This is a genomic window from Halomarina ordinaria (genome assembly GCF_030553305.1).
In the GTDB taxonomy this organism is placed as follows: domain Archaea; phylum Halobacteriota; class Halobacteria; order Halobacteriales; family Haloarculaceae; genus Halomarina; species Halomarina ordinaria.
Genome location: NZ_JARRAH010000002.1, coordinates 20,541 through 33,515, shown reverse-complemented (window position 1 = coordinate 33,515; position 12,975 = coordinate 20,541). Strand labels below are relative to the sequence as shown.

The 12,975-nt window shown below is 65.0% G+C and carries 9 protein-coding genes; 4 read left to right on the top strand and 5 right to left on the bottom strand.

The annotated features are described in order from the left end of the window. Positions 1-164 precede the first annotated feature (164 nt). From P1Y20_RS15025 to P1Y20_RS15015, 3 genes are read right to left on the bottom strand one after another with little or no spacing between them, the layout of a single operon-like run. Positions 165-3,335 (bottom strand): nitric-oxide reductase large subunit, encoded by a 3,171-nt coding sequence (locus P1Y20_RS15025; RefSeq protein WP_304449521.1) that lies wholly within the window; start codon positions 3,333-3,335, stop codon positions 165-167. Positions 3,336-3,393: 58 nt separating this feature from the next. Next, positions 3,394-4,467 carry a tellurite resistance/C4-dicarboxylate transporter family protein gene (locus P1Y20_RS15020; RefSeq protein WP_304449520.1) on the bottom strand — a complete coding sequence of 358 codons (1,074 nt, stop codon included), beginning with the start codon at positions 4,465-4,467 and terminating at the stop codon, positions 3,394-3,396. A 60-nt stretch (positions 4,468-4,527) separates the two neighbouring features. Then, positions 4,528-6,108, bottom strand: coding sequence for a molybdopterin-dependent oxidoreductase (locus P1Y20_RS15015; RefSeq protein WP_304449519.1), 1,581 nt, complete (start codon positions 6,106-6,108; stop codon positions 4,528-4,530). Between the two features lie 543 nt (positions 6,109-6,651). On the opposite strand from P1Y20_RS15015, the gene P1Y20_RS15010 reads away from it, so the two are divergent. Next, the gene (locus tag P1Y20_RS15010; RefSeq protein ID WP_304449518.1) at positions 6,652-7,821 is read left to right on the top strand and encodes a thiolase C-terminal domain-containing protein; all 1,170 of its coding nucleotides are present in this window, start codon (positions 6,652-6,654) and stop codon (positions 7,819-7,821) included. After that, complete coding sequence (locus P1Y20_RS15005; protein WP_304449517.1) at positions 7,818-8,249, top strand: Zn-ribbon domain-containing OB-fold protein; 432 nt, start codon at positions 7,818-7,820, stop codon at positions 8,247-8,249. Before P1Y20_RS15010 ends, P1Y20_RS15005 begins: the two co-directional genes overlap by 4 nt. A 282-nt stretch (positions 8,250-8,531) precedes the next feature. Here P1Y20_RS15005 and P1Y20_RS15000 read toward each other — a convergent pair whose 3' ends face one another. Beyond that, on the bottom strand, positions 8,532-9,620 hold the full coding sequence (locus P1Y20_RS15000) for a putative sulfate/molybdate transporter (protein ID WP_304449516.1): 1,089 nt from the start codon (positions 9,618-9,620) through the stop codon (positions 8,532-8,534). Positions 9,621-10,448: 828 nt separating this feature from the next. Between P1Y20_RS15000 and P1Y20_RS14995 the strand changes: the two genes are divergently transcribed. Beyond that, entirely contained in the window at positions 10,449-11,216 is a 768-nt protein-coding gene (locus P1Y20_RS14995) for an IclR family transcriptional regulator (RefSeq protein ID WP_304449515.1), read from the top strand. A gap of 277 nt (positions 11,217-11,493) precedes the next feature. After that, positions 11,494-12,207 carry a haloacid dehalogenase type II gene (locus tag P1Y20_RS14990; protein WP_304449514.1) on the top strand — a complete coding sequence of 238 codons (714 nt, stop codon included), beginning with the start codon at positions 11,494-11,496 and terminating at the stop codon, positions 12,205-12,207. 132 nt (positions 12,208-12,339) lie between these two features. Here the strand turns inward: P1Y20_RS14990 and P1Y20_RS14985 are convergent, their stop codons facing one another. After that, positions 12,340-12,720 carry a hypothetical protein gene (locus P1Y20_RS14985; RefSeq protein ID WP_304449513.1) on the bottom strand — a complete coding sequence of 127 codons (381 nt, stop codon included), beginning with the start codon at positions 12,718-12,720 and terminating at the stop codon, positions 12,340-12,342. Between the last annotated feature and the right edge of the window lie 255 nt (positions 12,721-12,975).

The following is a 12,975-nucleotide window of genomic DNA, read 5'->3' as shown; positions in this document are numbered from 1 at the left end:
GTCACACGTTCCAGGCACTCGGGGCTCACACTGGTGACACGACTCGTGAGAGGAGAACACGTGCACGAACGGCGGTGCCCTTTCGGACGAACCAAACTACTGTCGAAGCCACTCCGGACCCCCGTTGAAAAACCGAATCCACGGGGGTTCGGACGACCCGCGCTCTACGAGTGAATCGATAGCTCGTTTTCTGGACGCTTTCCGGCTTCCTTTCGTGCCGCAAGGAGGTGTTTGACAGCACCGAGCGTGAACGCCGCCGCCCCGAGAATCATCGGTGTATCACCGAGACTCCGGGCCCAGAGCAACCGTTTGTTCCGTGGTCGCTCGTAGAACTCCGGACTCCGGGCTGCGTCGTACCCCTCGGCGTACACCGCGCGGAGTTGGCTGAACCCCAGCGGCAGCAGCGACGCGACTGTCATGACGATGAGACCGATGTTCGTCAGCCAGAACGTGGCCCGGAACCAACCGGGCTCCCAGGCGGCTTCCGGGGTGACGACACGGAGGATGTACGTGCCGAGTCCCAGCGCGAGGAGCCCGAACGCACCGAACGTCGCCGTGTGTGCGTGGGCCACCGTCAGGTACGTGCCGTGCTCGAAGTAGTTGATGGCGGGGATGTTGATGAAGAAGCCGAGCACCCCACCACCGACGAAGTTCCAGAGACTGCTGCCGAGAATGAACAGCAACGGCAGCGTGTACGGGAACGCCTCGGTCTGTGCCTGGAGGGTCTGGTACTCCTCGAGGCTCTGGTGGAGGATGAACATCAGCGGCACGAACTCGAGCGTCGAAAACGTCGTCCCCAGCGGCACCCAGAAGTCCGGCAGGCCGACCCACCAGTAGTGGTGTGAAACGCCGACGATACCGGCACCCATGATCGCGAACACCTCGAACATGATCGCCTGTTCTGCGGAGGTCTTGTCCAGGAGGTCCATCGAGACGAGCGCGATGGCCGTGACGGCGGTGACGAAGAACTCGAAGACGCCCTCGACCCACATGTGGACGACCCACCAGCGCCAGAACTCCGTGACGGCGATGTTCGTCTCCGGGGTGTAGAGCATGCTCGCGCCGAACAGCAGCGCGATCGAGCCACCGGCGTACGTCATGAAGTGTCCGAGACCGACGGGGCTCTCGTCGACCCGTCTGGCCCCGCGTAACACTAGGCCACTCCAGCCGGCCAATCCGGCGAGCAACAGCACCTTCCAGACGCGACCGGTCTCGAGATATTCGAGACCCTCCGCACCGAGGAGCCACCAGCGGTCTCCGTCTTCGGGTGAGCCGAGTTTGCCCTGGATGCCCAGCCAGGCCCCGGTGAACGCACCCACCGTGGTGACGACGAGCGCGACGAGCAACACGGCCGCACCGAGCGATTGACCTGCCGGGTCACTGTCGCTGAACAGCCCCGGAAGGAAGAGTCCCCCCGCGAGCCACAGCAGCGTAATCCAGAGGACGCCGAGGTTCACGTGGTACGTGCGCACGACGGAGAACGGGAGCACCGAGAGCACGTCGATGTCGAAGCGCTCGCCGATGCGATAGAAGTCGTCTCGCTCGACGTAGTAGTGGGCGAGCATCGCACCGGCGAACACCTGTGCGAGGAACAGCACCCCGGCGACCGGCACGTACCACGCGGCGACGTGCTGTGTCGGCGTCGTCGCGACCGAATCCGGATGTGGAACGTCGACGGCGTCGGTCGCTGGCTCGGCGAAATCCAGGGAGTGGTAGGCCCAGACGCCGAGTCCGCCACCGGCGATCAGCAACACGAGGCTGATCGTACTCCAGCCGAGTACTTGCCCGGTCGGTCGGTTCCCACTTCCGGGAGTGTAGGGCCAGTCGTTGGTAAAGGAGTGTTCCGAACCGGGGCGGTTCGTGTGTGCGAACCAGGCCGTCCAGGCCGCGAAATCCGCGAGGCGTTCGGCCTGCTCGGGGCTCTCGACGGCTCCCTCTGGAATACCGTGCTCCGGTCGACCGCGGTAGTACCGGTCGACGTATTCCGCCCGTAGCTGTCGGTGGGCGTACGCTTCGGCGGCGGAGTACGTGACGAGCGCTTCGGACTCGAGTTCCGAGTCGAGTTCGTCCTCGACGCGCCGGGCGACGATCGCCTGCTCGTCCGAGTCGAGGTCGTCGAAGGAATCCGCCCCTCGCTCGTCGGCGTAGTACTCGCGCATGTGGTCGACCTTCGCGCTGAGTGCGTCGGCGGTCAGATCGGAGCCGAAATACGAGCCGTTCCCCAGCACCGAGCCGTGGTTCATCAGCCCGTTGGCCTGGAACGCCTTCTTGCCCAGTTTGATCCCGGCGGCGCTGACCAGTCGGTCGCCATCGGGGCCCCGAATCTCCTCGGGAATCGGCGGCGCGTGGGTCCGAGAGAGCCAGGCACCGACCGACATCGCGACCAGATTGGCGACGAAGAGGCCGACCAGCGCCTTCGAACCGCTCGGTCGGAGCGTCGTACCCCCTCTATCGAAGCTACTCACTCGCTCCAGGACCGACAGTACAGTCGTGACCTCCGTATCGAGCCCCGGAACAGCTGTGCCGACGTTCGGAAGGACCGAACCGCCTCCATCGCCGGCACGCTCGCCGGCGAGGAAGATGGTCGACAGGACGGCGACGGTCGCGACCGGACTGAGACCGTCCGGGGATGCGGTATCGGCGCTGGGTGGTCGCACCTGGCCGGCAGGGGAAACACGCTCCGTCTCTCGGTCCGACTCGGCCGTACCCGGGTGCGCCCCGAGAGAGCCAGCGTCCAGCGAGTCGACGAGCGACTCGATGGCCGTCCCCAGCGTGATCACGTCCTGCTGGACGAGGTCGTCGACGATCCCGCGGAGCGATTGATCGGAATCGACCGCCGCGTCCTCGCAGAACTGCTCGACCGTCTCGGTGAGCTGTTCGCCCCCCTCGTTCGCGTCGACCGGCTCGGTCGACCGGTCCGTGGTGAGGGAGTTCAGAAGCTCCTCGGCCAGTGTGGGCTCCTCGTGTCGGAACCGACGGCGGAGTCGGTCGACCGTCCTCTCGTCGAGCTGCGCTCTCTCGAGGGCGTACCGTGAGAGGAACGCGTCCAGCCGACGGTCCGCCCGTTCGTCGACGCTCGGGTAGTCAGCGACCGCTCGTTCGAGCCGTCGCTCGATGCGTTCGAGGGCGTTCCGTCGTGCTTCGTCGGCGACGGTCTGCTTGACCTGGTCAGCTCCGTTCTCGACGGCCGCGACCCCGTCCGTTGCCCGGTCTTTGATCCGGTGTGAGACGGTCCGTGCTTTTCGTACTCCGGTTGCGAAGATGCTGTTCGACTCGGTCGACGGTGTCGTCTCGTCGGACGGATGGCTGTGGGTGAAAACGGGTCCAAGTGGCATGTCTCATCCCTGTGTGCGCATCGACACCACGAGACATAATGATTGGGGCGAACGGTCGTCACACGACGTCGACCAGTCGACGGACGAGACCGACGCTCACGCCGACCCACGCGACGAGCGCGACGTAGACGAACAGTTCCGGAAGAGCGGTGAGAACCGTGAGGTCGGTGACGGTCCCCAGCCGGAGGCTACTTTCGGCGTACATCCCGAGCGGGAAGACCATCCCCCAGTAGCGCGGTCGGTACCCCTCGCGGGTGTGGGGTAGCGCGATTCCACCGACCGTATGCCGCCACACACCGAGTATGAGCAGCAACGGAATCCACCACGTCGCTGTGGCCCAGAAGAAGAAGGTGAACCCGGTCAGAAACGGTTCGATATCGGCCAGGAACTGCCACTGGTCGGTGGCTTCGAGCAGGGTCGCCCCCGCGAGCGTCGTGATCGCCACCGCCCCCATGTTGATCCAGTACGGCGGGGTCGCTGATTGTGGCTCGAACGCGTAGAACGTCATCCGGTAGAACACCAGCGTGATGAGGATCAGATAGAACATGCCGCCGACCGAGTAGAGACCGACCGCGACCAACAGCAGCGACTCGGTCGACTGGGAGACTGGCGCGAGCAGGCCGGCCAACACCGCCACTGATTGGGTAGCGACCACCGCGAGGAACCAACTGCCGTCGATGCCGTGGGCGATCGGCTCGTCGGTCGCGGTGATCGTCAGGGCGAAAAAGACGCCGTAGATGAGGAGTCCCCACAGCACGCTGCCCACGACGAGGAGACCTGTCGCGACCGTCGTCGACACATCGAAGACGACGAACTGGCTGCCGAGGACACAGGTTCCGGCGATCATCGTAAACGAGACGATTCCACGGTCGTACGACTGGAGGTCACGCAGTGCGACCGACGGAACGTGGCCGATCCGTGCGAGGGTGAACCCACCGACGACGAGGTAGGCGACCACGTTGAGGCCGAACAGCCCCCAGCCGACCCACGTCAAGCCCAGTTCGTAGGCGGCGACAGAGACGATACCGGTCGCCATGACGAACGCGAAGTACAGCGTGTTCCACTCGTCTACGACCGTGGCGATGTCACTGTCGGCGAACGAATCGCTCGGAGGGTCTCGTGTGTTGGCCATCTCGTCGGCAATCGTCAGAGGCGAGCCATCGAAACTCGATAAATCCGACGGGTCGGACCGTCAGATGTCGGCGCTGTTGGGGTAGTAGTTCAGCACGTCGTCGCGCCAGCCACCCTTGCCCTTCCCGATGTCCTCGAAGTCCTCGACGAACTCGATGCGGTTTACCCACTTGGCCATCTTGTAGCCCAGTTGGCTCTCGATGCGGAGGCGGTAGGGCGCGCCGTGAGCCACCGGCAGGTCCCCGTCGTTCATCTCGTAGGCCAGAATCGACCGTGGTTCCCTGGCCTTCTCTAGACGAATCGCTTCGTAGTAGAACTCCGGTACCGCGTCGTCGACCTCCTCGAACGGCCCGTCTTCGGAGTACTCCCACTTCTCGTCGAGCGTCCAGAAGACGACCCACTCGACGTCGTCGTCGGGGTTACAGCGTTCGATGAACGCCGAGATGGGGACCCCGCCCCACTTGGCGTAGTAGGTCCATCCCTGAATACAGTCGTGGCGGGTGACGTGTTCCTGTTTGGCCAGCTCGCGGATCTCCTCGGTGGAGAACTCCAGTTCGTGCTCGACCTCGCCGTCGACGGTGACCGTCCAGTCCTCGAAGTCGTGTTCGAAGTGCTCCCGGTAGGCGTCGTTCCGCGGCGGCTTGCCGTTGACGCGGGCGAAGTCCGAGTACTCCTCGACGTCGTCGCCGTCGTAGAACGTGACGTGGGTGAAGAGCCGGTGCAGGAGCGGGTCGACGACGATCTCCAGCCAGTTTTGGGTCCTGTCGGGGTCTCTCAGCGTCACCCACGTCGCGAAGCCAGCGAAACTGCCGACGATACCGACGCCGAGCAGCGTGAGCGCGACGGTGAGCTCGTAGCCCGTCGGGGCCGTCCCGAAGATGGCCGTCCAGCCAGCCGCGAGCGCGCCGGTGGGTTCGCCGGGGCCGATGACGATCAACTGCATCTCCGACCAGAAGCCGTGGGCCGCGACCAGCGCGACGTGGCCGAACAGGAAGACGTTGAACGCGACGAAGCCGATGAAGTGGACGCTCCGGTTGAACTGCCGATTGACCGAAAACCAGCCCTGGAGGTGGGCGCGAAACGCCGGCGCCTGCAGGATACCGGTCAGGATCATCACCGGCGAGAGGATGAAGACGACGCTGAAGTAGGTCAGCTGTTGGAGCGCGTTGTATCCCCCATCGCCGTGAGGGATCCGGAACTGCAGATACGTCAGCAGGTTATCCCACGCCTCGGGGAAGATCGCGAGCGATGTCGGGACGAGTCGCGCCCACTCACCGGTGGTAAACAGCGCGCCAACGTAGAACAGCCCACAGAGTGTCCATCCGAGCGCACCCCAGAAGTGCCAGTGTCGGCCCATCCCGATGGCGTCGCGCCCCGGCAGCGAGACGAGTGCGGAGGGTGGGTCGATCTCGTCTTCGGCCGCCCACAGCTCGTCGTCCTCGATGACCTCCTTGTCGAACTCGGTCGACCGCTCTCGGTCACCAGCCCGCAACCACTCGGTGCCCGGCTCGGCGTCGTCGTGCCAGTAGAGCTTGGGGTGGCTCATCAGTATCTCGTAGCCGCTGCGGAACAACAGAATCAGGAAGAAGAAGTTGAACCAGTGGGTGATTCGGAGCCACCACGGGAACGACTCAGCTACCATCCGAACACCACCCCGTTGGTGGTCGCGGCGACCCGACTATCCAGTCGGCAACCCGAACAGTTCGTCGACAGAGTCGCTCCTCCATTAACCTCTCCGGGAGATACCGTAGGGCCATAATCACCGAACTAGAGCCAGTGAAAAAAGCGTGCTCCCGAACATATTCTGGTCGGTGTGGAACGTCGACGGTGCCGAACGCATTCTGAGACAGTACCGGGTTTCGAGACCGAGCGACCGGTAGCCGTCGTCGATCGCCTGCCCTGCTTCCTCGAAGGTGCGGAAGGTACGGGCGAGGGTTCCGAGACGCGAGATGCCTCGTTCGAGACGGGCCGTTCGACGCGTGAGGGGGCGTTTCGACGTCGGGGTTGCTGTACATTCCGTTGCCGTGGTGAAACTGCCGCTGTGTTCAGCGTCGCCGGTCGGTACTGCATCACGTCGAGTGGTCGACGATGCATCCCGGGACGACGCCCACCGTCGTCGACGGTTCCCTGCCGACCGGGGAGATGCGAATAGCTAACTATGCCCATTGAAACCGAGTAGGTACGCATGCCACAGCCAGTCATCGCGTCGGTCGGCGCCTCGCCGCTCGGCCGCACGGACCTCCCGGGTCGCGACCTGTTCTCGGTCGCCCTCGCGGAGGCGTTCGACGGACTGCCCGACCCCGCCGACCTCGTCGAGGCGGTGTACGTCGGCAACCAGTCGGAGAGCTACGAACACCAGATCATGTACGGGACGCTGTTGGCCGAGTGGGCCGGCCTCCGTCACGTCCCCGCCGAGCGGGTCGAGGGGTGTGCCGCCGCGGGCGCGCTCGCGTTGCGCCACGCGGTAAAGGACGTCCGCAACGGGGAACACGAGGCCGTGCTCGCGTGCGGCGTCGAGAAGATGACGTCCGCGGGCACCAGCGGCGCGACGGACGCGCTGTCGGCGGCGTTCGACCGCGCCATCGAGCAGCGCTCCGGTATCACCGCGCCCAGCCAGTACGCACTGCTCGCCCAGCGCTACCTCCACGAGACGGAGGCCACCGAACGCGACCTCGCCGAGATCGCGGTGAAGAACCACGCCAACGCCGCGCGCAACCCCCGGGCGCAGTTCCCGAAGGAGATCGACGTGGCGACGGTCCTGGAGTCCGACCCCATCGCCCCGCCGCTGAAGCTCTACGACTGTGCGCCGGTCGGGGACGGCGCCGCGGCCGTCCTCGTGACGACCGCCGAACTGGCGGCCGACCTCGACCGCCCGCAGGTGCGCGTCGCGGGCAGCGGGGCCTCCGCGAACAACATCGCGGTCGCCGAGCGGGACATGACCGACGTCGCGGGCGCTCGCATCGCCGCCGAGACCGCCTACGAGGAAGCAGGTATCGACGCCGCGGCCGTCGACATCGCGGAGGTCCACGACGCCTTCACCGTCTGCGAGGCGCTGCTCGCGGAGGCCGCCGGCTTCGCCCCCGCGGGAACGGGCTATCAGAGTTACCGGGCGCCAGCGGAGCGGGCCGACGGCTGGACGGACGTGCAGTTGAGTCCGAGCGGCGGGCTGAAGGCCCGCGGCCACCCCATCGGCGCGACCGGGCTCTTGCAGGCGCTCGAAGCCTACGAACAGCTCACGGGGGCCGCGGGCGACCGCGCCGTCGAGGGGGCCGAGACGGCCCTGTTGCTCAACGAGGGGGGCGTCGCGGACGCCGTCACCGTCGGTCACGTGCTCACGACGGCGGAGGCACCATGACCGACGGTGGCCTCGACGCGACCGACCCGCGGACGCTTCCGGGCTTCTTCGACGCCCTCGCGGACGGCGAACTCCTGGGCGGGGTCTGTGCGGACTGTGGACAGGTCCTGTTGCCGCCGCGGCCGGCCTGCTACGCCTGTGGGAGCCGTGCCGTCGACGTCGAACCGCAGTCGCGAGAGGGGCGGGTCTTCTCGTACACGGCGGTTCACACGCCGCCGCCGGCGTTCGCGGCGGACGCCCCCTACACGGTCGCCGTCGTGGAACTCGCGGACGGTGGCCGCCTCCTCGGACGCGTGACCGCCGACTACGCCGACGTCGCCATCGGTGACGCGGTCGAACTCACGGTGCGCGAGCCGACGGCCGCAGAGCGGGAGGTCGCGCTCGACTACGAGACCGACTGGCCGGTCCACGTCTTCGAGCCGCGGTGAGGGTCGAGGCGATTCGATACCGGCGACCGGCGACCGGTGACCGGTCGAGTGCGGAACCATCGTGTCGGATTCATCCCCGCCCCCAACGGACGGGGCTTTCTCCTCGCCGTTCCGTAACCCGTCGGAGGACGCAGGAGCGTCTCGTATTGTGATAGCTGACGAACAGGCGTCCATCGTTTGCTGCGTCCCTGCTCGGGGGATCTCTCGGGGGGAGCGGAATCTTCGGAGCCTTCTTCGATACACCGTATGCACCTCGTTCAGAGAACGTGACACGAGACGTGACTACGACGAACGCTCGAGGAGGAGAAATCCGAGGGCGCCGAGTACGAACGCGAGACCGATGTTCGTCACCACGCCGAGCAATCCGATTCCGAGCGTGAGTGGCAGGTGGTCCGTATCGAGCCCCGCTCGTCCGAGTTCGATAGCGATGAGACCGAGGACGACACCGAGCATCGGCAGGGGGAACGCGGCCACGATGCCGACCGCCAGTACCGCGGCCCCCGCGTAGATCACGCCGAGAATCACGTTCGACCCGGCGGTTCGGGCACCGAAGGCGTACTTCCCCGCGACACCCCCACTCCCGTGGCACATCGGCATCGCGCCGAGCGGAATCGCGAACAGGTTCATCGCGCCCATACTCGTCGAGAGTTCGTCGGCAGACACGTCCGCGTCGTAGTAGTCCGAGAGGAGTAACGAGGTGGCGACGGCGGCGTTTCCGACCGTCATCGCGAGTTGCGCGACCGTTCCTTCGAGCGTCGCCACAGAGACCGACGATAGACGCGGAAGGCCGGCCGTGACCGCGGGAAGCTGTGGAGAGGGGACGCCAACCTGTGTAATCGTGAAGACGGCACCGACACACAGGACGACGAGCGCACTCGCCTGCTGGTAGCCCGCGACGGTCACCACCGCTGCGACGCCGGCCGAGAGGAGTGCGAGCGTCACCCCGTCGAGGCTCAGTTGGATACCCGTCTCGAGGAGAATGAGCCCGACGCCGAGTTGAACGCCTCGAATCACCGGCTGGCCCACGTACTGCTCGATTCGACCGAGCGTCCCCGTCCATCCCACCACGAGGAGAACGACGCCGGCGAGGAGCCCTGCGAGTGCGAGTTCGCTCGCCGTGAGGGCGCCTGCGATCACGAGCGCGGCGAGTGCCTTCATCGGCTCGACCGAGACCGGCAGGCCGTAGTAGAGCCCCCAGACGACCTGGAAGACGGCGAACCAGAGGAGGAGATGGCTCAGCGAGAGGTCCGTGAGGGCAGCGATGGCGACGACCACCGGAAACACCGTAACCGAATCCCCTATCGCCCCTGTGAACTCGCCGGCGGAGAATTCGACCGAGTGCTCACGCCAGTAATCGCTTGAGAACGCCACTGATTCTGGCCATGTCCTCGAAGTACATCAACCTGTCTCGCAACCATCGCCGGGTTCCCCACTGGCAGTACGTAACTACTATCGATTTCTCGAGTCGTCTCCGCGCTCTGACGAACGTGCGGGGACGGCGACTCGACTGACGTGTTCCGTGGTCGTCTGAGTATCGTCGAGAATGGCTCGGTGCCCCGGATTCGTTTCGTCCGCGTCATCGCCCCGCGACTGGACGCTCCGTTCCGATTCGCGCGGGACAGCGACGTCGGCGTTCCGTGCTCTGGTGCGAATCGTTCGAGCCACACGCTCGACAGTCTCGCGAAGCTCGTCGGTGACGCGCGTGTGCCACTGCGTCACAGCGTTGACTGGTCTGGGACCGACTCGATATCCAACTGCTCGCAGCGGTCAGAGCGGTGGTCAAAGCAGAGCAACCGGACGCACCGAGTCCCGACCGGTCGGTCTCGTGCCGCCGAAGTCCAGTGGCCGCTTCGTGACGAAATGAACGGTCCCCGGAACCACGGTGAGCGTACCGCTGATGAGGGCCCCGGCCGCAGGAACGGAGTCGGGGACCGTCGGTGGACAGACACTCGACCGGAGAGACAGTCGAATCGGGGATTCCATCGGCCTGTCACCTGGGACCGGGTAAAGCGGGGGTGCTGTGCGCGGAGTGCCACCCATCCGGGGCGTCGAAATGAGCAGAGCGCTCTCTCCTCCGGCGTCTGGACGGTGATGTGGGTTCAGGAGGAGTTATCGAGAGGAACGCCGTGGGCTGCGGACAGGAACGCGGTGTCGTGAGCGAGGTTGGGACTTATCTGACCGCAGTGGCTGGAGACCAGTATGCAGCCGGGAGATACGAAGACGATTAGCTCCGTCGAGAGGTCGTTCCGAATCCTCGGGGCGCTCGTCGAGCGCGACGGAGCAGGGGTGAACGAACTCGCGACGGAACTCGGATACGCGCCCAGCACGGTCCATGCTCACCTGGCGACGCTTCATCGACTCGGTTACGTCCGTACCATCGACGGGGAGTACGACATCTCGAACCGGTTTCTGTACTTCTCACAGTACGCGCGGGCGAGAGTGACGGGGCTCGACGTGATCGAAACGAACGTCGAGCGGTTGGCCGAGGAGACCGACGAGCGCGTGCAGTTCATGATCGAAGAACACGGGCGGGGAATCTACGTGACCACGGCCAAAGGGCGACACGGCACGCCGAACAATACGACGCTCGGTAACCCCCGATACCTGCACATCTGTGCGTCTGGAAAGGCTATTCTGGCACATCTCCCCTCCGAACGCGTCTCCGACATCGTCGCCCGGTGGGGATTGCCAGCCCAGACAGAGCGGACGATTACGGACGAGGAAACACTTCACGCGGAACTCGAAGCGATCAGGGAACGAGGATACTCGACGAACGAGGGCGAAACCGTCGAGGGACTCACCGCGATCGGCGCACCGGTCCGTTCGGCGGACGAGCGGGTGATCGGGGCGATCAGTATCTCCGGGCCGACACATCGGCTCTCGACCGACGGCGAAATCAAAGCTCTCTACCGCGAGACGCTCCGCGGCGCCATCGAGGATATCACGCTCAACCTCACGTTCACGTGATCGGTCGTGGCCGCTCTGCCGAGCGGATCCCGCCAACGCGGTTCGAGCGATTCCCCGTTCGCCACAGCCGAATGGAAGGGGTCGACGAAGCGACCCTCGCTTCGCACCTCCCGTGTAGAGACGGGGAATACGCCGCTGAGCCGCGCCGTCCGTGGTTGATTTTTCATCGTCGAATCTCCCCGGAACCTCCACGATGAAATCCGGCATCGAAGGATAATTCCATAGAAAATCCGCAAGAAAATACTTATTATGTCGCCGTACCTCCGTAGAAGTGGAAATGTCAACAGTTGCTGCGGAGACCATCCGAGAGGAAACCGAGGTGCTCGCGTTCGACCTGTGGGACACGCTCCTCGACCGCGAGGCGGTGCTCGTGCCGGCCCTCGGCGAACTGCTCAGCGAACACGGCAGCGATTACGACCCGGAGGTTCTGCTGCGACGATACCTGGCGATGCACTTCCGCGATTCGATGATCGATTCGCTGATTCCCGGCCCGCACACGCCGTTCAAGGAGGTCAGTCGCCGGGCACTCAGCTACCGGTTAGCGCAACTCGGTCTCGACGTGCCGGACGAGGACGTCCGCTGGGTCATCCGCCAGTGGAAGACCCTCGAACCGTACCCGGACGTCGACGCTGCCCTCGATCGCTTGAGCGACGAATACGAACTCGTGGGTCTCTCGAACGGTGATCCGGACATGCTCGAAGCGGTCCGTCCGAACTTCGAGACGGACCTCGACGGTATCGTCTCCGTCGCCGACGCCGGCGCGTACAAACCGCATCGGGCGTCCTACGACCTGTGCTGTGAACGCTTCGACGTCGCACCGCACGAGGTCCTCTTCGTGACCGCCCACACGTTCGACCTCGTCGGTGCGAAGGCGATCGGTATGCGTGGGGCGTTCCTCAACAGACACGAGAACCCGTACGGTGGCTGGATCCATCGCCCCGACATCACCGTCCCCGACACCGATGCGCTGGCAGACGTGCTGACGGCGTAGTCCGGGTATTACGGGGCCGGCGTCGACACACTCCCACCCCACGGAACGGCTGATTCGTCGATGAGGGCTCTCAGCCCCGTAGAGGGTGACAAACCGCCCTGCTGAATACGGGGACCGAGTTCGGCATGCGGATCAGTCGACAGCCCCCCGATTCGTCCCGGCATGGTGGTCGTGTATCACCACGCGACCGTGTCCCAGCGTCGATACCTTCTCTTCGAGCTTGCGGACGAGTTCCTCACCCGGTCGCCCGTACACGTCGATGGCCTCGAGTTCGATGAACTCGCCGATCGGGGGGAACTCGGGGCCTGCAACCTCCATGTGATACGCGAGTGACGCTGCATTCGCGTGCGTGTGGACGACGGTCATCCGGGTGCCGTCGTCACTGAAGTAGACGTTGTACGACAGGATGTCGGGTTCGTTGGCATCCACGAAGGCCACCAGATCAGCCATCGCCGGCTCGAGCTCGGCCAGTTTCCCGTCACGGACTGTCGATCGGTCGATGTATACGATCACTTCGGACACCCCTCCCGATGGCGGTTCGTTCCATTGCTCTATATACACTACTCAACCGTGTGACCTCGTCGCACATCCGAGAGGAGACCTGAGTCGAACGAGAGGCGCGCTCTGTATGCCGCACGGCTTCGTCAGACGCTCACTGAGTACGGGGTTCGACACGGCCGAGATACCGCTCTGTGTCCCTCCGCTGAGGACGACTCTCGGTCGGGATATTCACCGTCGAGACGGCGGAGGTAGGGCTCGAAATCACGT

Coding starts and splice junctions, on each gene's coding strand:
- P1Y20_RS15025 (WP_304449521.1), bottom strand. CDS start 3,335: ATGCCACTTGGACCCGTTTTCACCCACAGCCATCCGTCCGACGAGACG.
- P1Y20_RS15020 (WP_304449520.1), bottom strand. CDS start 4,467: ATGGCCAACACACGAGACCCTCCGAGCGATTCGTTCGCCGACAGTGAC.
- P1Y20_RS15015 (WP_304449519.1), bottom strand. CDS start 6,108: ATGGTAGCTGAGTCGTTCCCGTGGTGGCTCCGAATCACCCACTGGTTC.
- P1Y20_RS15010 (WP_304449518.1), top strand. CDS start 6,652: ATGCCACAGCCAGTCATCGCGTCGGTCGGCGCCTCGCCGCTCGGCCGC.
- P1Y20_RS15005 (WP_304449517.1), top strand. CDS start 7,818: ATGACCGACGGTGGCCTCGACGCGACCGACCCGCGGACGCTTCCGGGC.
- P1Y20_RS14995 (WP_304449515.1), top strand. CDS start 10,449: ATGCAGCCGGGAGATACGAAGACGATTAGCTCCGTCGAGAGGTCGTTC.
- P1Y20_RS14990 (WP_304449514.1), top strand. CDS start 11,494: ATGTCAACAGTTGCTGCGGAGACCATCCGAGAGGAAACCGAGGTGCTC.